This is a genomic window from Streptomyces sp. NPDC058464 (assembly GCF_042721035.1).
Classification (GTDB): Bacteria; Actinomycetota; Actinomycetes; order Streptomycetales; family Streptomycetaceae; genus Streptomyces.
In genome coordinates, this window is the sequence record NZ_JBHXMA010000033.1 from 69,280 (window position 1) to 87,621 (window position 18,342).

Annotated in this window: 23 protein-coding genes; 10 read left to right on the plus strand and 13 right to left on the minus strand. The window is 70.4% G+C overall.

The genetic code is table 11. From position 1 onward, the window contains the following. Positions 1–24: 24 nt before the first annotated feature. On the plus strand, positions 25–387 hold the full coding sequence (locus ACFWPQ_RS35955; RefSeq protein WP_217546300.1) for a DsrE family protein: 363 nt from the start codon (positions 25–27) through the stop codon (positions 385–387). 11 nt (positions 388–398) lie between these two features. Here the strand turns inward: ACFWPQ_RS35955 and ACFWPQ_RS35960 are convergent, their stop codons facing one another. From ACFWPQ_RS35960 to ACFWPQ_RS35995, 8 genes are all read right to left on the minus strand, one after another. Further along, complete coding sequence (locus ACFWPQ_RS35960) at positions 399–659, minus strand: DUF3099 domain-containing protein (RefSeq protein ID WP_384044360.1); 261 nt, start codon at positions 657–659, stop codon at positions 399–401. Positions 660–980: 321 nt separating this feature from the next. Then, complete coding sequence (locus ACFWPQ_RS35965; RefSeq protein WP_003991226.1) at positions 981–1,268, minus strand: DUF1416 domain-containing protein; 288 nt, start codon at positions 1,266–1,268, stop codon at positions 981–983. 25 nt (positions 1,269–1,293) lie between these two features. Beyond that, positions 1,294–2,133, minus strand: a complete 840-nt coding sequence (locus ACFWPQ_RS35970; RefSeq protein WP_361300180.1) for a sulfurtransferase — start codon at positions 2,131–2,133, stop codon at positions 1,294–1,296. 122 nt (positions 2,134–2,255) lie between these two features. After that, entirely contained in the window at positions 2,256–2,336 is an 81-nt protein-coding gene (locus ACFWPQ_RS35975) for an Ms5788A family Cys-rich leader peptide (protein WP_350751515.1), read from the minus strand. Positions 2,337–2,536: 200 nt separating this feature from the next. Then, on the minus strand, positions 2,537–3,274 hold the full coding sequence (locus tag ACFWPQ_RS35980; RefSeq protein ID WP_384044364.1) for a DUF2993 domain-containing protein: 738 nt from the start codon (positions 3,272–3,274) through the stop codon (positions 2,537–2,539). A 381-nt stretch (positions 3,275–3,655) separates the two neighbouring features. After that, positions 3,656–4,789: a hypothetical protein gene (locus ACFWPQ_RS35985; RefSeq protein ID WP_384044367.1), complete on the minus strand. Its 1,134-nt coding sequence runs from the start codon at positions 4,787–4,789 to the stop codon at positions 3,656–3,658. 9 nt (positions 4,790–4,798) lie between these two features. Further along, positions 4,799–5,053 carry a MoaD/ThiS family protein gene (locus tag ACFWPQ_RS35990; protein ID WP_361300189.1) on the minus strand — a complete coding sequence of 85 codons (255 nt, stop codon included), beginning with the start codon at positions 5,051–5,053 and terminating at the stop codon, positions 4,799–4,801. A 72-nt stretch (positions 5,054–5,125) separates the two neighbouring features. Next, positions 5,126–5,962 (minus strand): alpha/beta hydrolase family protein, encoded by an 837-nt coding sequence (locus ACFWPQ_RS35995; protein WP_384044370.1) that lies wholly within the window; start codon positions 5,960–5,962, stop codon positions 5,126–5,128. Between the two features lie 179 nt (positions 5,963–6,141). Here ACFWPQ_RS35995 and ACFWPQ_RS36000 point away from each other — a divergent pair, with 179 nt between their 5' ends. From ACFWPQ_RS36000 to ACFWPQ_RS36025, 6 genes are all read left to right on the plus strand, one after another. Further along, complete coding sequence (locus ACFWPQ_RS36000) at positions 6,142–6,921, plus strand: response regulator transcription factor (protein WP_217546290.1); 780 nt, start codon at positions 6,142–6,144, stop codon at positions 6,919–6,921. A 107-nt stretch (positions 6,922–7,028) separates the two neighbouring features. Continuing rightward, positions 7,029–8,054 (plus strand): LacI family DNA-binding transcriptional regulator, encoded by a 1,026-nt coding sequence (locus ACFWPQ_RS36005; RefSeq protein WP_384044373.1) that lies wholly within the window; start codon positions 7,029–7,031, stop codon positions 8,052–8,054. 285 nt (positions 8,055–8,339) lie between these two features. After that, a complete protein-coding gene (locus ACFWPQ_RS36010) occupies positions 8,340–9,521 on the plus strand; it encodes a S1C family serine protease (protein WP_384044376.1) in 1,182 nt (393 codons plus the stop codon). A 72-nt stretch (positions 9,522–9,593) separates the two neighbouring features. After that, positions 9,594–9,827 carry a hypothetical protein gene (locus tag ACFWPQ_RS36015; RefSeq protein ID WP_384044378.1) on the plus strand — a complete coding sequence of 78 codons (234 nt, stop codon included), beginning with the start codon at positions 9,594–9,596 and terminating at the stop codon, positions 9,825–9,827. A gap of 100 nt (positions 9,828–9,927) precedes the next feature. Next, positions 9,928–10,662 (plus strand): response regulator transcription factor, encoded by a 735-nt coding sequence (locus ACFWPQ_RS36020; protein WP_361300203.1) that lies wholly within the window; start codon positions 9,928–9,930, stop codon positions 10,660–10,662. Then, positions 10,659–12,092, plus strand: coding sequence for a sensor histidine kinase (locus ACFWPQ_RS36025; protein WP_384044380.1), 1,434 nt, complete (start codon positions 10,659–10,661; stop codon positions 12,090–12,092). Before ACFWPQ_RS36020 ends, ACFWPQ_RS36025 begins: the two co-directional genes overlap by 4 nt. Here ACFWPQ_RS36025 and ACFWPQ_RS36030 read toward each other — a convergent pair. The 4 genes from ACFWPQ_RS36030 to ACFWPQ_RS36045 all read right to left on the minus strand — a co-directional run bounded on the left by ACFWPQ_RS36030 (position 12,055) and on the right by ACFWPQ_RS36045 (position 14,063). Further along, a complete protein-coding gene (locus ACFWPQ_RS36030) occupies positions 12,055–12,237 on the minus strand; it encodes a hypothetical protein (RefSeq protein ID WP_384044383.1) in 183 nt (60 codons plus the stop codon). The two genes, ACFWPQ_RS36025 and ACFWPQ_RS36030, sit on opposite strands and share 38 nt — an antisense overlap. Before the next feature lie 342 nt (positions 12,238–12,579). Next, entirely contained in the window at positions 12,580–12,978 is a 399-nt protein-coding gene (locus ACFWPQ_RS36035; protein ID WP_384044386.1) for a hypothetical protein, read from the minus strand. Next, positions 12,975–13,265 carry a hypothetical protein gene (locus ACFWPQ_RS36040; protein ID WP_384044389.1) on the minus strand — a complete coding sequence of 97 codons (291 nt, stop codon included), beginning with the start codon at positions 13,263–13,265 and terminating at the stop codon, positions 12,975–12,977. Before ACFWPQ_RS36040 ends, ACFWPQ_RS36035 begins: the two co-directional genes overlap by 4 nt. A gap of 150 nt (positions 13,266–13,415) precedes the next feature. Further along, positions 13,416–14,063, minus strand: a complete 648-nt coding sequence (locus ACFWPQ_RS36045) for a Uma2 family endonuclease (RefSeq protein WP_384044392.1) — start codon at positions 14,061–14,063, stop codon at positions 13,416–13,418. A 262-nt stretch (positions 14,064–14,325) separates the two neighbouring features. On the opposite strand from ACFWPQ_RS36045, the gene ACFWPQ_RS36050 reads away from it, so the two are divergent. From ACFWPQ_RS36050 to ACFWPQ_RS36060, 3 genes are all read left to right on the plus strand, one after another. Then, positions 14,326–15,069, plus strand: a complete 744-nt coding sequence (locus ACFWPQ_RS36050; RefSeq protein WP_384044395.1) for a PH domain-containing protein — start codon at positions 14,326–14,328, stop codon at positions 15,067–15,069. Positions 15,070–15,140: 71 nt separating this feature from the next. Then, positions 15,141–15,743, plus strand: a complete 603-nt coding sequence (locus ACFWPQ_RS36055; RefSeq protein WP_384044398.1) for a PH domain-containing protein — start codon at positions 15,141–15,143, stop codon at positions 15,741–15,743. Positions 15,744–15,831: 88 nt separating this feature from the next. Continuing rightward, entirely contained in the window at positions 15,832–16,545 is a 714-nt protein-coding gene (locus ACFWPQ_RS36060) for a response regulator transcription factor (RefSeq protein WP_384044401.1), read from the plus strand. Here the strand turns inward: ACFWPQ_RS36060 and ACFWPQ_RS36065 are convergent. Next, positions 16,535–18,322 (minus strand): ABC transporter ATP-binding protein, encoded by a 1,788-nt coding sequence (locus ACFWPQ_RS36065; RefSeq protein ID WP_384044404.1) that lies wholly within the window; start codon positions 18,320–18,322, stop codon positions 16,535–16,537. The genes ACFWPQ_RS36060 and ACFWPQ_RS36065 overlap by 11 nt on opposite strands. Positions 18,323–18,342 lie beyond the last annotated feature (20 nt).

Here is an 18,342-nt window from a genome sequence, read left to right on the forward strand (position 1 = left end):
CCGGGCGGTGGTTACGCTTCCGGCATGGCGAAGAAGCTGGTGATCAAGGTGACGGCGGGGGCGGACGCCCCCGAGCGGTGCTCGCAGGCGTTCACGGTGGCGGCGGTGGCCGTGGCGAGCGGCGTCGAGGTGTCGATGTGGCTGACCGGCGAATCCGCGTGGTTCGCCCTGCCGGGCCGGGCCGCCGAGTTCGAACTCCCCCACGCGGCCCCGCTCCCCGACCTGATCGAGTCGATCCTCGCCGGAGGCACGCTCACCCTCTGCACGCAGTGCGCGGCCCGCCGGGACATCACGGAGAAGGACGTCATCGAGGGCGTACGCATCGCGGGCGCCCAGGTCTTCGTCCAGGAGGCGATGACGGACGGTACCCAGGCGCTGGTCTACTGACGGCCGCTGGTCTACTGACGGCGCTTCTTGCCGTCCAGCTCGTCCCACCACTCGTCGGACTGGGGGTCGCCGGAGGGATCGTCCCACCAGCGGTCGTCGGGGCCCCGGCGGTTCGCGACCATCGCGGCGACCGGCGGGATGACCATGGCCACCACGCACATCCCCACCGCGGCGGGGACCGACCAGATGCGCACGACACCCCACGCCAGGACGAAGAGACCGATGCAGATCCCCATCATGACGAAGTAGACGCGACGGCGACGGGCCAGCATGCATCCAGGGTAGGTCGGCACGGCGGGTCCGGCGCCATGGCAGAACCGTCGGCATACACCCACCGCAGGGCCGACGGACGGAGTCCGGCGCAGCGGCCCCGAAGCCTGCGAAGCAGTGCGAGGGACGCGTCAGGAAGGGGCGACGCGACGGCGACGGGCCAGCATGCATCCAGGGTAGGTCGGCACGGCGGGTCCGGCGCCATGGCGGAGACAGGGGCCGGCGCCATGGTGGAGACAGCGTCGGGGCTCGGTCCGGGTACGGCGAAGGGCCGCGGCTCCGGTGTGGGTACCGGAGGCGCGGCCCTTGTGCTGCCGCTGGTCTCAGACCGCGATCGCGACCTCGGCCAGGCCGCCCTGCTGGGCGACGACCGTGCGGTCGGCGGTGGCGCCGGGGACGAGGGCGCGGACGGTCCAGGTGCCCTCCGCCGCGTAGAAGCGGAACTGTCCGGTGGCGGAGGTGGGGACCTCCGCGGTGAACTCGCCGGTCGAGTCGAGCAGGCGGACGTAGCCGACCACGGGCTCGCCGTCCTTCGTCACCTGACCCTGGATCGTGGTCTCACCGGGCTTGATCGTCGAGGCGTCCGGGCCGCCGGCCTTCGCTCCACACATGGTCTGTCCTTAAGGGGTCGGGGGCTTACTTGTTGGCGCCGAGCTCGATCGGGACGCCGACGAGGCTGCCGTACTCGGTCCAGGAGCCGTCGTAGTTCTTGACGTTCTCGACACCGAGCAGCTCGTGCAGGACGAACCAGGTCAGGGCCGAACGCTCGCCGATACGGCAGTAGGCGATGGTGTCCTTGGCGAGGTCCACGTTCTCCTCGGCGTAGAGCTCCTTGAGCTCGTCGTCCGACTTGAAGGTGCCGTCGTCGTTGGCGTTCTTCGACCACGGGATGTTGCGCGCGGACGGGACGTGGCCGGGGCGCTGGGACTGCTCCTGCGGCAGGTGGGCCGGGGCGAGCAGCTTGCCGGAGAACTCGTCGGGGGAGCGCACGTCGACGAGGTTCTGCGAGCCGATGGCCGCCACGACGTCGTCGCGGAAGGCGCGGATGGCGGTGTTCTGCGGCTTGGCCTTGTAGGTGGTCTCGGTGCGGTCCGGGACCTCCTCGACCAGGTCGCGGGCGTCCAGCTCCCACTTCTTGCGGCCGCCGTCGAGGAGCTTGACGTTCTCGTGGCCGTAGAGCTTGAAGTACCAGTAGGCGTAGGACGCGAACCAGTTGTTGTTGCCGCCGTAGAGGATCACCAGCGTGTCGTTGGCGATGCCCTTCGCCGACAGGAGCTTCTCGAAGCCCTCCTGGTCGATGAAGTCGCGGCGGACCGGGTCCTGCAGGTCCTTGGTCCAGTCGATGCGGATCGCGCCTCGGATGTGGTTCTTCTCGTAGGCGGACGTGTCCTCGTCCACCTCCACGATCGCGATCTCGGGGTTGTCCAGGTTGTCCTGGACCCAGTCGGCATCGACGAGGACGTCGCTGCGGCTCATGCTCTTTCTCCTCCGGGGCAGTTGCGGCGGGGCGTGCGAGTGCGGGTGGGTGCGCGGCAGAGCGCACGGATGCCCTCGGCAGGGAGGGCAAGGGGGATGCGGAGGCGGCACGGCCTCCGCCGTCAGAAGGGGCGACAGAGCATGGCGGCGACGCGGCACAGGTCGACTGCCCGCCGCTTCGTGAGATCCGCCTGACGCTTCATGGGCTCGATCGTAGGGACGGATAAGCGGGCATGTCACCGGCATGTCGTATGGTGAGACGCGATCGTCCGAATTGTGGGACGGGGTGGGTGCCCGGGGCGTGATTCGGGGGCAGCCGGGCGCCTGTATCGGTCATCACATCTACTGTACGGACGCGACCGTCTCGCGTGCTGGAACGGCGCCGGTCCCCGCCGTGCCGCTTCTACCCGGCGAGCAGGACGTTCGAACCCTTCACCGCGATCTCCACACCGTCCTGCGCGGCCTCCACCTTGTCCAGCTTGATGCCGCCGGGGAGCTGGTCGATCGCCTGCTGGAAGTCGGAGGCCTGGCGGAAGCGGTCCTCGGCGAGGCCGACACCGGCGAGCTTGGGGAGGTTGTCGGCGTGCACCTGGACGGTGTTGTCCTTGACGGTGACCGTGCTCAGGACGGTCGCCTTCTGGTGGGCGCTGACGCCGGGGACGGTGACGTCGACGGTGACCTTGATCTTGCCGTTGCCGCCGTAGGCGAGCCCGACGACCTGGCCGGTGAAGCCGAGGCCGAGGTCGGTGGGCTCCGTCTGGGCGTCCTTCAGCAGATCGGCGTAGGAGATGTGCGCGGTGCCGGTGGCGGTCTGCGCGGTGGCGGAGCTGTAGTCGCCGGTGAAGGTGACGTCCTTCATGTCGGCGTTCAGGTCCTGGATCCGGATGGTCTTGCCGGTGGTGCCGGTGGTGGCGTCGTATTCCTTGATGCCGACGTGCACGTCGTCGAGGGTGCCGCTCGCGACCTGGGTGAGGAACGGGAAGCCCTTGATGGAGACATCGGGGGTGCTCGCGAGGTTCTCCGTCGTCTTCAGCTTGTCGGCGGCCTCGCCCTGGGCGAAGTGCACGGCGACCCGGTCGACGATCACGAAGAGGACGCCGAGGACGACGACGACGATCAGAAAGATTCGCAGGGCACGCATGTGGTCGGTTTCCCCCGGGGTCGGCTGCTCATGTCGGTGCCGCCACGCTAACCCTGCGGGGGCGGGCCGACGGGAGATTGTCGAGCAGCTGTGACAGTGCGGGCGCTGGTGATGCTGGGGGCTGCCGCCCCCAGACCCCCGCATCAGGGGTGAACCGGCCGATGTTCGGGCGCGGGCCGGTGGGGGCTGGTCGCGCCCACGCGGCGGAGCCGCATGTCGGACACAGCCCCGCGCCCCTGACGGGGCGCTGCACGACCGGCGTTCGAAGCCCAGCCACTTTTCTTCGACCTCGCCCCACTGCCAACCGAGTCGGGTGGGTGGGTGGGAAAGCTGTTCGACCTCGCTGTTCCACGAACCGAGTCGGGTGGGTGGGTGGGAAAGCTAGTGCAGGATCCACACCACCGGGGCCGCCGCCGTCAGGGGAAGGGCCACGCCTGCTGTGAAGTGGACGAACCTCGACGGGTAGTCGTAGCTCGCCGCGCGGTGGCCGACGAGGGCGCAGACCGCGGCCGACGCTCCGATCAGCGCGCCCTTCGTGCCCAGCCCCGTCATGCCGCCCACCGCGATGCCCGCCCCGGCCGCGGCCAGCAGGGACACCGTCACCGACGCCGGGGTCGGCAGGGGCAGCGCCCGGGCCAGGACCGCCACCGCGACCGCGGCCGCGCCGACCGACACCGCGTCGGGGTCCGCGCCCAGGTAACCGGTCGCGATGATCGCCAGCGCGGATGAGGCGACCGTGGCCATCAGGCCGTACATACGGGTGTCGGGGTCCGCGTGCGAGCGGAGCTGGAGGACGAGGGTGAGGAGGACCCAGATGCCCAGGGGGCCGAGGATCGCCGCCGGCGCCTGGTCGCGGCCCGCCACCAGGACCGCCACGTCCGCCGTGACCCCGCCCAGGAAGGCGAGCGCGATGCCCTGCCGGGCCGGCCACATGCCGTTCAGCCGGAACCAGCCCGCCGCCGTGACGGCCTGCAGGATCACCAGGGGGACGGCCAGGGCGTACGAGGAGATGGGCGCCGCCACCGCGAGTAGCAGGCCCAGCGCCGCCGTGAGCAGCGCCGGCTGCATGCCCGGCTCGATGATCGGCGAGCGGCCCTCCAGGCGGGCCCGCTGGGCGTCCGTGATGCGGGCGTTGCCGGCGAGGGTCGCGGGACCGTAGCCCTCGTCCGCGGACTCGGCGGGGGCCGGGGCAGGGGTCGGGGCCGGGGTGGGTGCCTCGGGCTGCGGCTGCGGCTGCGGCTGCGCGGGAGCGGGCGTGGGGTACGGCTGCTGCTGGTCGGCGACGTACGGCCGCTCGTAGGACTGCGGCGGCAGGTAACCCGTCTCCGCGGCCGCCGCCTGCACCGGCGCGTGCGTCTGCGTCTCCCAGGTCTGCCCCTGCCACTGCTGCGTGGCGTACTGCTGCTCCTCGTACCCCCACTGCGGCTGCGGCTGCGGCTGGGCGGGAGGCTGCTGCTGGTACGACGGGTCGTGGCCCTCGTACTGCCCGTACGAGTCATACGGCTGGTTGGTCATCGCTCTCGCTCACCCTCCTGCGAACGGCGGGAGCACCTCGACCGTGCCGCCCTCGGCCAGCCGTACCGTCTCATGTTCGCGCGTGCCCACGGGGTCACCGTCGATGAGGAAGGAGCATCGCCGCAGGACGCGCGCCAGTTCCCCGGGGTGTCGCACGCGTACCTCCGCCAGCGCCTCGGCGAGGGTGTCCGCGTCGTACGGCTCCTCGGCGATGCCGGCCGCGGCCTTCGCGGCGGCCCAGTAGCGCACCGTGACCTTGGGCATCCGGTTCCTCAAGAGAGTCGATCAGTCGGCTGTGTACATCGGTTGTGTACATCGGCTGTGTACGGGGTCAGGCTAGCCCGCCCTGGAGACCGCCCAGTCGCCGATCCTGGCCAGGAGCCGGTCGTCCGCCGCGTGTTCGGCGTGGCCCATGCCCGGTTCCAGCCAGAGGTCGGCCGCGCCACCTGCGGCGTCGGCCAGCATCCGGGGGTGGTCGACCGGGAAGTAGCCGTCGCTGTCGCCGTGCACGATCAGCAGCGGGGTCGGGGCGATCTTCGGCACCGCCTCGACCGGGGAGATCGGCACCGGGTCCCAGTCGCGGTAGTGGATACGGGTGTGGAAGCCGTAGCGGCCGATCAGCCGGCCCGCCGGTCTGGTGACCAGCCAGTGGACGCGGCGCATGGGGGCGGTGCCCCGGTAGTACCAGCGGGCGGGGGACGACACGGAGACCACGGCGTCCGCTCCGGCGTGCAGGGCCGCGTGCCGCAGGACCACCGAGCCGCCCATCGAGAAGCCGACGGTGACGACGCGGGTGTGGCCGAGGTCCCGGGCCCACGCCACCGCCGCCGCCAGGTCGAGGACCTCGCGGTCGCCGACGGTGGTGCGGCCGGCGGACCGGCCGTGGCCGCGGAAGGAGAAGCTGACCACCGGCGCGTAATCCGTCAGGGCCGCCACCACCCGTCGTACGTGTGGCCGGTCCACGTCGCCCGTGAAACCGTGGGCCATGACGAACACCAGGTCACGGGAGAGTGGCCGGGAGCCGTCGTATACGACGGCGGCGGGATCGTATACGGAATCGATGGAAACCCCGTCGTCCGTGCGCAGAAACGTCCGCATAGAGCCGTTTCTGCTCGTCTCATATGCCGGACGAACGACGGAACGTGCCACATGACCTGCCGGACCAATGCTCATGTGGGCTATTCTGCTGGGCAGAGGACTCGGGCAGCGCCGCCACCGGGTCCTTTTGTGCTTTCGGAAGGGCTGTATACGAAGCGGGAAACTCCAGGTGACCCGCGGTGTACGGAACATCGGGAGCGCAGCGCAGTGTCATTGCACACAGTCCTCGCAGGGACCGAGGAGGAACCAGACATATGAGTTCTCTGCTGCTCCTGACCAACGCCCTCCAGCCTTCGACGGAGGTGCTGCCGGCCCTCGGCCTGCTCCTGCACAACGTGCGGGTCGCCCCGGCCGAAGGCCCCGCCCTCGTCGACACCCCGGGTGCCGACGTCATCCTGATCGACGGCCGCCGCGACCTCCCGCAGGTCCGCAGCCTCTGCCAGCTGCTCCGCTCGACCGGCCCCGGCTGTCCGCTCATCCTCGTCGTCACCGAGGGCGGGCTCGCCGCCGTCACCGCCGACTGGGGCATCGACGACGTACTCCTCGACACCGCGGGTCCCGCCGAGGTCGAGGCCCGGCTGCGGCTCGCCATGGGCCGCCAGCAGATCGTCAACGACGACTCCCCCATGGAGATCCGCAACGGCGACCTGTCGGTCGACGAGGCGACGTACAGCGCCAAGCTGAAGGGACGGGTCCTCGACCTCACCTTCAAGGAGTTCGAGCTGCTGAAATACCTCGCCCAGCACCCCGGCCGGGTGTTCACACGCGCACAGCTGCTCCAGGAGGTCTGGGGGTACGACTACTTCGGCGGCACCCGGACCGTCGACGTACACGTACGACGGCTGCGCGCCAAGCTCGGCGTGGAGCACGAGTCCTTGATCGGAACGGTCCGGAACGTCGGTTATCGATTCGTTACGCCGGAGAAGGGCGACCGGCTCAGCGACGAGGCCAGGGCCAAGGCGGAGCTCGCAAAGGCGGAGGATGCGGACGCATCGGCCGCCCTGGACGCGGTCGAGGTACCCACCGAGGCATAGTCGTCGTCCGGGCGAGGCATGGGCGTCGCCCGGACGGGGCATTGCTTCCGCAAGCGAAGCTTCGATACGCCCTGCCCAGAGCCGGTCCATCCGCGTAGACTCCGCGCGTGGCCAAGGTGACTCGGGATGATGTGGCGCGGTTGGCGGGTACTTCCACCGCCGTTGTCAGCTATGTCATCAACAACGGACCCCGGCCGGTCGCCCCGGCCACGCGCGAGCGTGTCCTCGCGGCGATCAAGGAGCTGGGGTACCGCCCCGACCGGGTCGCCCAGGCGATGGCCTCGCGGCGCACCGACCTCATAGGCCTCATCATCCCGGACGCCCGTCAGCCGTTCTTCGGCGAGATGGCGCACGCGGTCGAGCAGGCCGCGTCCGAGCGCGGAAAGATGGTGCTCGTCGGCAACACCGACTACGTCGGGGAGCGCGAGGTCCACTACCTGCGCGCGTTCCTCGGGATGCGGGTCTCCGGCCTCATCCTCGTCTCGCACGCCCTGAACGACCTGGCGGCCGCCGAGATCGAGGCCTGGGACGCCCGGGTGGTGCTGCTGCACGAGCGGCCGGAGGCGATCGACGACGTGGCGGTGGTGACGGACGACCTCGGCGGCGCCCAGCTCGCCGTCCGCCATCTGCTGGAGCACGGCTACGACTACGTGGCCTGTATGGGCGGCACCGCCGACACCCCGGCCGTCGGCGACCCGGTCTCCGACCACGTCGAGGGCTGGCGCCGGGCCATGGCCGAGGCGGGCCTGCCGACGGAGGACCGGCTGTTCGAGGCGCCGTACAACCGGTACGACGCGTACAAGGTCGCCCTGGAGATCCTCGCCGGTCCCCAGCGCCCCCCGGCGATCTTCTGCTCCACCGACGACCAGGCGCTCGGCGTCCTGCGGGCGGCCCGCGAGCTGCGCATCGACGTGCCCGGGGAGCTGGCGGTGGCCGGCTTCGACGACATCAAGGAGGCGGCGCTGGCGGACCCGCCGCTGACGACGATCGCCTCCGACCGTCCGGCGATGGCCCGAGCGGCGGTGGACCTGGTCCTCGACGACGGGTTGCGGGTGGCGGGGTCGCGGAGGGAGCGTCTGAAGACGTTTCCCTCGCGGCTGGTGGTGCGTGGGTCCTGCGGGTGCGTGGAGTAGTACGTCGACTGCGGGGGCGTCGTGGTTGCTCGCGCAGTTCCCCGCGCCCCTGACGGGGCGCTGTAGCGAGGGGCGCCACAGACGCGCCCCAAAGGGGCGCGGGGAACTGCGCGACCAGCCCCCACCGGCCCGCACCCGGAAATCCACAGCAAAGCCTTCATGAACGCCGTCTGAGAACCCCCCGCGACCTGCGAGAAGGTTCCTTATATCGGGCAAACGCGCTTCTCGCGGCGTTCTCAGCGGGCACTCAGGAGGCTCTCATGGTCGCGGGACAAGCTAATTGTCATGACCGAGAGCTTCCGCCGCAGCGGCGAGTACGAGAACCCGCAGGGTCCCCAGGGTGACGCCTACCAGGGCGCGTACCCCCAGCAGCAGCACGCCTCCTCCCCCGTCAACCCGGAGTGGCCGCCCCCGCCCACCCACCAGCCGGCGCAGCAGCCGGTGGCCGCGGAGCCGGCGGCGGACGGCGGTCAGGGCGGCGGGTACGGCGGCGGCACGGCCGTACTCCCCGCGGTCGGCCCCGAAGCGGAGCACCCGGCGGAGCACCCGGAGCACCCCGAGCACTCGGTCCACGCCAAGAAGAAGCGCACCCGGGGCCCGATAGCCCTCCTCGCCGCGGTCGCGATCGTCGCGGCTGCCGTCGGCGGCGGCACCGCGTACGCCTTCCAGGAGCTGACCGGCAAGAACAACGTCGTCTCCAGCAGCACCACCACCAGCGTGGTGCCCTCCAGCAAGAAGGGCGACGTCGCCACGATCGCCGCCGCCGTCAGCCCGAGCGTCGTCGAGGTCAACGCGACCCTCAGCAACGGCACCTCCACCGGTTCCGGCATCATCATCACCAGCGACGGCGAGATCATCACCAACAACCACGTGATCTCCGGCGCCCAGTCGATCAAGGTCTCCACCAGCGACGGCAAGTCGTACACGGCCGAGGTCGTCGGCACCGACAGCTCCAAGGACCTCGCCCTCCTCAAGCTCAAGGGCGCAAGCGGCCTCAGCGTCGCCACCCTCGGCAACTCCGACGGTGTCCAGGTCGGCGACTCGGTCGTGGCGATCGGCTCCCCCGAGGGCCTGACCGGCACCGTCACCAGCGGCATCGTCTCCGCGCTCAACCGGGACGTGACCGTCTCCACCGACGAGGGCCAGCAGGAGCAGCAGCAGGGCAGCGGCGGCAGCGGCCAGTGGCCGTTCTCCTTCGGCGGCCAGCAGTTCAACGGCGACACCGGCTCGTCCACCACGACCTACAAGGCGATCCAGACCGACGCCTCGTTGAACCCCGGCAACTCCGGCGGCGCGCTGATCGACGCCGGCGGCAACATCATCGGCATCAACTCGGCGATGTACTCGGCCAGTTCGGACTCCTCCTCGTCCTCCTCGGACGCGGGCAGCGTCGGCCTCGGCTTCGCCATCCCGATCAACACCGTCAAGTCCGACCTGGCCAAGCTGCGGGCGGGCTCCACCAACTGAGCAACGGCAGACCACGTACGGCACGTACGGCACGCACGGCACGCACGGCACGCACGAGCAAGGGAGTACGTCATGATCAAGCAGGTTTCGCACCCGATGGCCGCCGACAGCCCGGCCGGTTTCAGCCTGGCCCTTGCCGTGGCGTACGAGCTCCACGCACCGACGGAGGCGGCGGTGGCCCCGGCCCCGGCCCCGCGCGCTCCGGAGGTCGCACCGGCTCCGCAGCTGATGGGGCTCCGCACCTCCGCGGCCCGGCCGCACCAGCGCAAGGTGCCGCTGAGCCGCATGACCCTGGTACGCGGCTAGGGCGTTCGCCCCACCAGCGTGCATACCCGACAGCCCGGAAACATGCGAGGCTGAGAGGCGTCCCGACCCAGTACCACCGCACCCCGAGGAACCGCGAGCGATGAGCCCCGCCGATGGCGACCGTGAACCCCAGCGCATCCTGATCGTCGACGACGAGCCGGCCGTACGCGAAGCCCTCCAGCGCAGCCTCGCCTTCGAGGGGTACGAGACCGAGGTCGCGGTCGACGGCGCGGACGCGCTGGAGAAGGCGACCGCCTACAAGCCGGACCTGATCGTCCTCGACATCCAGATGCCCCGCATGGACGGCATGACGGCCGCCCGCCGCATCCGCGGGGCCGGCGACACCACCCCGATCCTGATGCTGACGGCCCGGGACACGGTCGGCGACCGCGTCACCGGCCTCGACGCCGGGGCCGACGACTACCTGGTCAAGCCGTTCGAACTCGACGAACTCTTCGCCCGTATCCGCGCCCTCCTCCGTCGCAGCTCCTACGCGGCTTCCCTGGCCGACGGGGTCGAGGAGGACGAGGCCCTGACCTTCGGCGACCTGCGCATGGACCTCGCGACCCGCGAGGTCACCCGGTCCGGCCGCCAGGTCGAGCTCACCCGCACCGAGTTCACCCTCCTCGAGATGTTCATGGCGCACCCGCGCCAGGTCCTCACCCGCGAGCAGATCCTGAAGGCCGTCTGGGGCTTCGACTTCGAGCCCTCCTCCAACTCGCTCGACGTCTACGTCATGTACCTCCGCCGCAAGACCGAGGCCGGCGGCGAGCCGCGCCTCGTCCACACCGTGCGCGGCGTCGGGTACGTCCTGCGCCAGGGCGGCGCCGAGTGAACAGGCTCGCCCGCCGCTTCCGCAACCTCCCGCTCCGGTCCCGCCTGTCGATGCTGGTCGCGGCAGCGGTGGCGTTCGCAGTGGCGGCGGTTTCGGTGACTTGCTGGTTCATCGTGCAGGGGAAGCTGTACGACCAGCTCGAGAGTGACCTGCAGAAGGTACGCGGGCCGGCGTACATGGCCGCCAACAACGCCCTCGCCGACTGCACCGACACGGTTCAGGACACCAACGGCCTGCGAATCAGCTACGGCCAGGTAGTCAAGGCAGACGGCACGATCTGCCTCGCCCGTGACTCGACAGGCGTGATCAAGGTCAGTCAGGCCGACAAAGACGTCATCAAGGCCGGGGACGTCAACACTCTCTACTTCCGCGACGGCACGGACAAGGACGGCAACGCGCTGCGCGTGATGACCCAGGTGTTCCCCACCAATACCGGCACCTACGTCGGACTGGTCACCGCCGTCCCCCTGAAGAGCACCCAGGACACCCTCAAAGACCTCGCCCTGATCCTCCTCCTCGTCTCCGGCATCGGAGTCCTCGGCGCCGGAGCCGCAGGCCTCGCCGTCGCCCGTGCAGGCCTCCGCCCCGTCGACAAGCTCACCGAAGCCGTCGAGCACGTCGCCCGTACCGAGGATCTGAGCGTCCGCATCCCGGTGGAGGAGGAGTCGGACGACGAGATCGCGCGGCTGTCCCGCTCCTTCAACAGCATGACCACCTCTCTGGCGAACTCCCGGGAGCTCCAGCAGCAGCTCATCGCGGACGCGGGACACGAGCTCCGCACCCCCCTCACCTCCCTCCGTACCAACATCGAACTCCTCACCCGCAGCGAGGAGACCGGCCGCCCGATCCCCCCGGCGGACCGCAAGGCGCTGCTCGCGTCGGTGAAGGCGCAGATGACGGAGTTGGCCTCGCTGATCGGCGACCTCCAGGAGCTGTCCCGCTCGGAGGGGCAGCGTGGCGAGCGCGTGCAGATCGTGGCCCTTCAGGACACGGTCGAGGCGGCCCTGCGCCGGGCCCGGCTGCGTGGCCCGGAGCTGACGATCACGGCGGACGTCCAGCCGTGGTTCGTCCGGGCGGAGCCCTCCGCCCTGGAGCGGGCGATCGTCAACATCCTCGACAACGCGGTGAAGTTCAGCCCGGAGGGCGGCAAGATCGACGTCACCCTGGACCGCGGCGTCCTCACCGTCCGCGACCACGGCCCCGGCATCCCCGAGGACGAACTCCCCCACGTCTTCGACCGCTTCTGGCGCTCCCCGAGCGCGAGGGCCCTCCCGGGCTCGGGACTGGGTCTGTCCATCGTGGCCCGCACCGTCCAGCAGGCGGGCGGCGACGTGAACCTGGCCCGCGCGAACGGCGGCGGCACGGTGGCGACGGTACGACTGCCGGGGGCGCCTACGGCTCCGCCGGAGGCGGCGGGGCAGGCGGTTTGAATTCCAGCCGGAAGAGCTCCTCGACCAGGATCTGCGGATCTTCGGCTCGTCTGGAGAAGGTGTACTTCGGCCAGCCGTTGCCGTAGTCGAAGAAGAGCGCGTGGGCGCCCTTGGGCTCGGTGGACCGGATCGGCCTGACTTTCATGCCTCTCAGGGAGGCCGACGTCGGTCTCGATGCCGCGGAAATAGGGATCCTTGGCTATGACCAGCTTGGCACGCGCTGCGTAGACCATTTCTCGCACGTGTGCAGGCAACGCTTTCAGGGCAGCGAGAGCGTCGAGCCGCCAGTCCATCTGCCAGGGCGGCCCCATGAAACCGTGAGTCACTCCCCGGGCTCCACAGCTCGTACCCGATGGCGGATCTTCGCCGCCTCCTCAAGGAGGGCCTTGGCCGGCCGCCGGGAGCTTGCTGTCCCAGACGGGGACTATGCCGGGGCGGGCGCCTGCTGGAGCGCGAGGGACGCGAGGGATGAGAGTCCGCCGGAGGCTCAGTGGAAGCCGAGCATTCCCGGGGAGTCGATGCCGATGGCCACCACTCCAGGCGGGTAACGATCTTCACGGTCGGTCAGGAGGATGGACATCCCGTTGAAGTCGGGACGCGGCAGTGCCGCATACAGGGCATGACAGGTGTCGGCTCCGCCGTATCCGTCCCGGATCATCGTGCCGACGGTGGCTGCCGCGGCCGTGTTCAGCTCGTCGACCTCGACGGAAGAGAACGCGAGGACGCGGCGTGCGACGCCCTCGTCCTCCGACTCCGCCTGCATGAGGCAGATCGCAGGGATGCGCAGGAGATCGCCAGGGGTACGCGCCATGTTCGCGGCCAGGAGGTTCAGCGTCTTGTGGCCGTCCGCCAACGCGCGGGTCGCGCTGGTGTCGAGGATGATCACGCTGCTGCGGCCCCCCTGGCCGCGCGCGCCTTCTCAGCGGCAATCCGACGGATGTTGCCGAGCACGTCAGGGGCCTGCTCGAACTCCTCGTCGCTGATGTCGAGCCCGATCACGTCCCGCACAACCTGGCGATCGGCGGCGAGCCGCTCGGCGATCTGTTCAGCCGTGGGCTGCTGGGCCGCCAGTTCGTCCACGAGCTGCCCCAGAGTCAGCCCTCTTTCCTTGGCGATCTGCGCGAGGTGGTCTCGGGCCTGCCGGGAGACCTGGATCGTGGTGGTGTCCGTCATGGCTCCACCATAGCCACTCCATAAAACCGGCCGAGCCGTCTTTCATCGGCTTCACCCGTTCGTGGCAGTCGCCCATTGTCCTCGTCCAGACCCCGGGTGCGGCGAGCGAGAGGTGCCCCCATACCGAGCCGACCCCCTGTAAGAGAGCACTCACCCGCGCTTCGGGCCCGTGATCGTCTCCCCGATCACGAACCCCTTGGCGGGTCCTTCGGGGACGGTGACCTCGGTGCCGTAGGGGACACGGTGGATGTCCTCCCAGTCGGCCCTGTCGGGGCGAGGCCCGGTGAAGAGGGTGACGGCGCCCTGGCCGTCGTAGTCGTCGATGATCACGTGCACGGGGATTCCGGCGCGGGCGTACTCGCGGCGCTTGCGGACGCGGTCGCGGTCCTGGTTGCGTTTGCCCGGGGAGACTACTTCGACGACGAGATGGACGGCGGAGGCCTCCACTCCCAGTCCTTCCTCGTCGGCATACTCCTCCAGGTCTTCGGGAGCGACGAATGCGTCTGGAATCCACCCCTTGCGCTTGTGGATGACGTTGGTGTCCTGGTGGCATGCATGTTCGCCACCGTCCAGGAACTTGTCCAGCGCCCGTCGCAGGCGATTCGTGATCTGGGCGTGGGTCAGACGACCGGTGGGCGACACCTCGATGGCTCCCTCGATGATCTCGGCGCGGTAGCCCTCGGGGAGTTCCATGGCCTTCCATGCCTGCCACAGGACCTCGTCCAGGTCGGGTCCGTTCACGATGTCAGCCGAAGCCTCGGACATGGTCTCGGGCCTCTCATGTGCGAGAGCGGTCAAGGGGACACCTCCTCATCAAGTGCGGGCTGGGCCTGCCTGCGGCACAAGCAACGCGATCACGGTAGGTACGGCGCCATGAGTGACCAGGGGAATCGACTCCAGCTCACCCGTTCGAGCGAAGGCGGAACGGTCCGCCACGGCTCGGCTCGATCCACGTTCCTCCGACGGGACCCGACCGGTCGCCGGCGCCTCAGCAAGCGGCCATATCCTCTCCCCCAGTCGCGCACCCGTTCGGTGCGCCAGGGGAGGGGTACGGGACGACGTGGACGAGGGTGGAGTCGAGCGGGAGTACCGGAGGCGGCGCAACCCGCCCCTGACGCAACTCCTCCTGCTGGGGGTGATACTGCTGAACGCGCTCATCCAGACCAGCAGGGTGTCCGCCGACCGCGACGGGGGCGGGTTCCGGTGGGCGCCGCCGTTCATCGTGGCGCTGATGGTCCTGGCCGTCGTGCGGCTCGCGCTGGAGCGGTTCCGGGCGCACACCAGGGTCACGGCCGCGGGGATCACCGCGCAGGGTCCGGTGCGTGCGCGGAGCTGGACCTGGTCCGAGGTGTACGACATCCGGGTCGAGCAGGCGCCGCGCGGTTCCGGTCGGACGGCCCCGCAGTGGATCACCTACCTGTACGACTTTCAGGGCCGCCGCTTCCTGCTCCCGCACATCAACGACTGGCAGCTGGACGACCCCTACGCCGAGGTCGCGGAGCTCTGCCTGGCCGCCGCCCCGTACCGAAGCCTCACCTGGGAGCGCCGTCCGGACGTCGAGGAGCGGATCCGGCAGGGGGCCATGCGGCGCAGGGCACGGGTATGGGGGGTGTACGGCGGGCTCGTGGCCTTCATCCTCATGATCCCGGTCGACTTCTGGCTGGTCCTGACGGAGCGTCCGGACCATCCGCTCGTGCTCTTCGTGTGCGTACCCCTGGTCTCGGGCGCCGTGTTCGCCGCGGTACTCCAGTGGTACTGGAGTGCCCGGCCGCCGCGCTCCGGAGTGGCGCAGGGGCCCAACTGACGTCACAGCGCGCGGTCTTATCCTCTTCTCAGCCGCGCACCAGTTCGGTGCGGGCCGAGGAGGGGGCCTCGATGGGGGAGACAACAGGCGTGGAGCGCGTGTACCGGAGACGGCGCAGGCTCCCGGGGCAGTACTTCGTGGCGGCGGCCGTGACCATCGGGGTGGCGCTCCTGCAGGTGTACACGGGCGACAGCGGGCTGCGCAGATGGGGCTCACTGGCGTTCGGGCTGATGCTCGTGACGGTCCTGGTCATGGTCCCCCTGAACCAGTACCGGGCACACACCCGGGTGACGGCCCACGGCATCACCGCGCAGTGGGCTCTGCGCGGACGGACCTGGTCCTGGCAGGAGGTGTACGACATCCGGGTCGAACGCGCCCCGGGCAGGAACGCCGGGACGACGTATCCGGAGTGGATCACCTACCTGTACGACTTCGAGGGCCGTCGGTTCACACTCCCGCAGCTCAACAGCTGGCAGCTGGACGACCCGTACGCCGAGGTCGCCGACCTCTGTGCAGCCGCCACCCCGTACCGAGGCCTCACCTGGGAGCGCCGTCCGGACCTCGAGGAGCGGATCGTACGGCGGATCGCGCGGGGCAAGACGTGGACCGTGGTGGTGGCCTTGGCGCTGACGGCACTGATCATCGCGGTCGTGCTCGCCGTGAGCCCGGTGTGACCGCCTGCCCGGCAGCCGTAGCCCATCCACATCCCTCACCCAGCCCCGTCACAGCCCCTCGTCACACTTTTGTCGGATGGCGAGTCAGATGGCGAGGAAGATTTTGCTGGCCGACGACGACGCGGCCGTGCGGGACGGGATCGGGCGGCTGCTCAGGTTCGAGGGGTACGAGACGGTCCTCGCCGGGGACGGCAGAGTGGCCCTCGATCTGGTCGGGGCTCCGGAGAGCGAGCCGGACCTGGTGCTGATGGACGTGGAGATGCCGGGCCTCGACGGTCTGGCGGCCACGCGGCGGATCCGGGCCTCCGGGTCCACCGTGCCGATTCTCATGATCACGGGGCGGAATGCCGTGGGGGATCGGATCGTCGCCCTCGACAACGGCGCCGACGGGTATCTGGCCAAGCCGTTCGCCGCCGAGGAACTCCTCGCCCGGGTGCGGGCGTTGCTGCGGCGCAGCCCGCGGCGGGAGGCGGCGACGGCCCCACCCGGAGACCGGCTCCTGGGTTACGACGACGTCGCGATGGACCTGCGGACCCGGACCGTGCACCGCGGCGACCGGGCCCTCGACCTGACCAAGACCGAGTACGCGCTGCTGGAGTTCCTGCTGCGCCATCCGGGGCGGGTGCTCAGCCGGGAGCGGATCCTGCGGGACGTGTGGGGCTTCGAGTTCGCGCCGGCCTCCAACACGCTGGACGTCTACGTCATGTACCTGCGGCGGAAACTGGAGAGCCGCGGCGAACCGCGGCTCATCCACACCGTGCGCGGGATGGGGTACACGCTCAGGAACGGTGCTACCACCTGAGGATCATCGTCTCGTCCGGGGCCGGGGCCGGTTCGGCCGCGATCGCCTCCGGGAGCGGGTGGGCCAGGGCGGCGTAGGCGCCGTCGCGGGCCAGGAGTTCGGCGTGGGTGCCCGCCTCCACCAGCCGGCCGTGGTCGACGACCAGGATCCGGTCGGCGTCGGGGGCCAGGGTGAGGTCGTGCGTGATCATGATGGTCGTGCGGCCGGCCATGAGCCTGCGCAGCGGGGCCACCACCTGGCGGGCGGCGATCGCGTCCAGGCCCGCCGTCGGCTCGTCGAGGACGAGGACCGGGGCGGCGCGGAGCATCGCGCGGGCGATGGCGATCCGCTGGAGCTGGCCTCCGGAGAGGGCCGCCGTGCCGGGGGCGATGTGGGTGTCGTACCCCTCGGGGAGTGCGGCGATGAAGTCGTGCGCCGCCGCGTCGCGGGCCGCCCGCTCGATCTCCTCGTCGCTCGCGCCGGGGCGGCCGCACTCGATGTTCTCGCGGACCGTGCCGTTGAGGATCAGCGTCTGCTGCGGGAGCAGGGCGACGTTCTCGCGGAGGAACTCCAGGGGGACGTCGCCGAGCGGGACGCCGTCCAGGCAGATCACGCCGGCCGAGGGGTCGTAGAAGCGGGTGAGGAGCTTGGAGAGGGTGGACTTGCCGGCGCCGCTCTTGCCGGTGACCAGGACCAGTTCGCCGGGGCCGGCCGCGAAGTCGACGTCCCGGAGGGAGGCGCGCGGCGACTCCGGGTAGCGGAAGGAGACGTTGTGGAAGCTGACCCAGCCGCGGACGGGCCAGGGGCCGACGGGCTCGGCGGGGTCGGTGACGGCGGGCTCGGCGTCCAGGATCTCGCCGATGCGCTCGGCGCCCGCGGTGGCCGCGGTGAGGGTGAGGCCGAGCTGGCCGAGGTTGCGGATCGGCGGGTAGAGGTAGCCGAGGAAGGCGGCGAAGGCGAGGAGCTGGCCGAGGGTCATGCGGTCGGCGGAGATCTCCCAGACGCCCAGGCCGATCACGGCCAGCACGCACAGGGTCTCGACCACCTCGACGAACTGCGCGTACATCTCGCTGAGCCGGGCCCCGCGCACGCTCGCCCGCATCCAGGCGCGGGCCTCGACGTCGAGGCGCTGCTCCTCGTCCCGGCGGCGGTTGTACGCCTGGGTGAGGACGACGTTGCCGAGGGACTCCTCGACCACGGAGGTGATCGCGCCGTCGGCGACCCGCTCGTCCTGGGACGCCGTCCTGATGCGGCCGGAGAAGCGGCGGGCGGCGAACAGGAACAGGGGCGCGAGGACGAAGGTGGCCAGCGCCAGGTCCCAGCGCAGCCAGAAGGCGGCGGCCGCGTAGAAGACGGCGGAGAAGGCGGCGGCGACGGTGCCGACGACACCGGAGACGACCATCTGCTCGATGGCCTCGACGTCACCGGTGAGGCGTTCCACCAGGTCGCCCCGGCGGTGCTGCTGGAAGAAGTGCGGGGGCAGGTCCTGGACGTGCCGGAAGACCTTGGCGCGCAGGCGCAGCACGAATCTCTCGGCGGTCCAGGTGGCCAGCGAGTTGCCGAGGTAGCCGACGAACGCGCCCACCGCGGCGACCAGCAGCCAGGCGCCGGCCGGGCCCCAGAAGGCGGAGAGCGAACCGGCCTGCAGGGCGTTGTCGGTGAGGTCGGCGAAGAGCAGGATCGCGGCGGTCTCGGCGAGGGCGGACACCACGACACACGCGATGATCATCCACAGCCACTTGCGGTCGCCGCGGGTCAGCGGCCAGAAGCGGCGGAAGGCCGTACGGGCTTCTCTCATGGTCGGCAACTCCCTTCAGG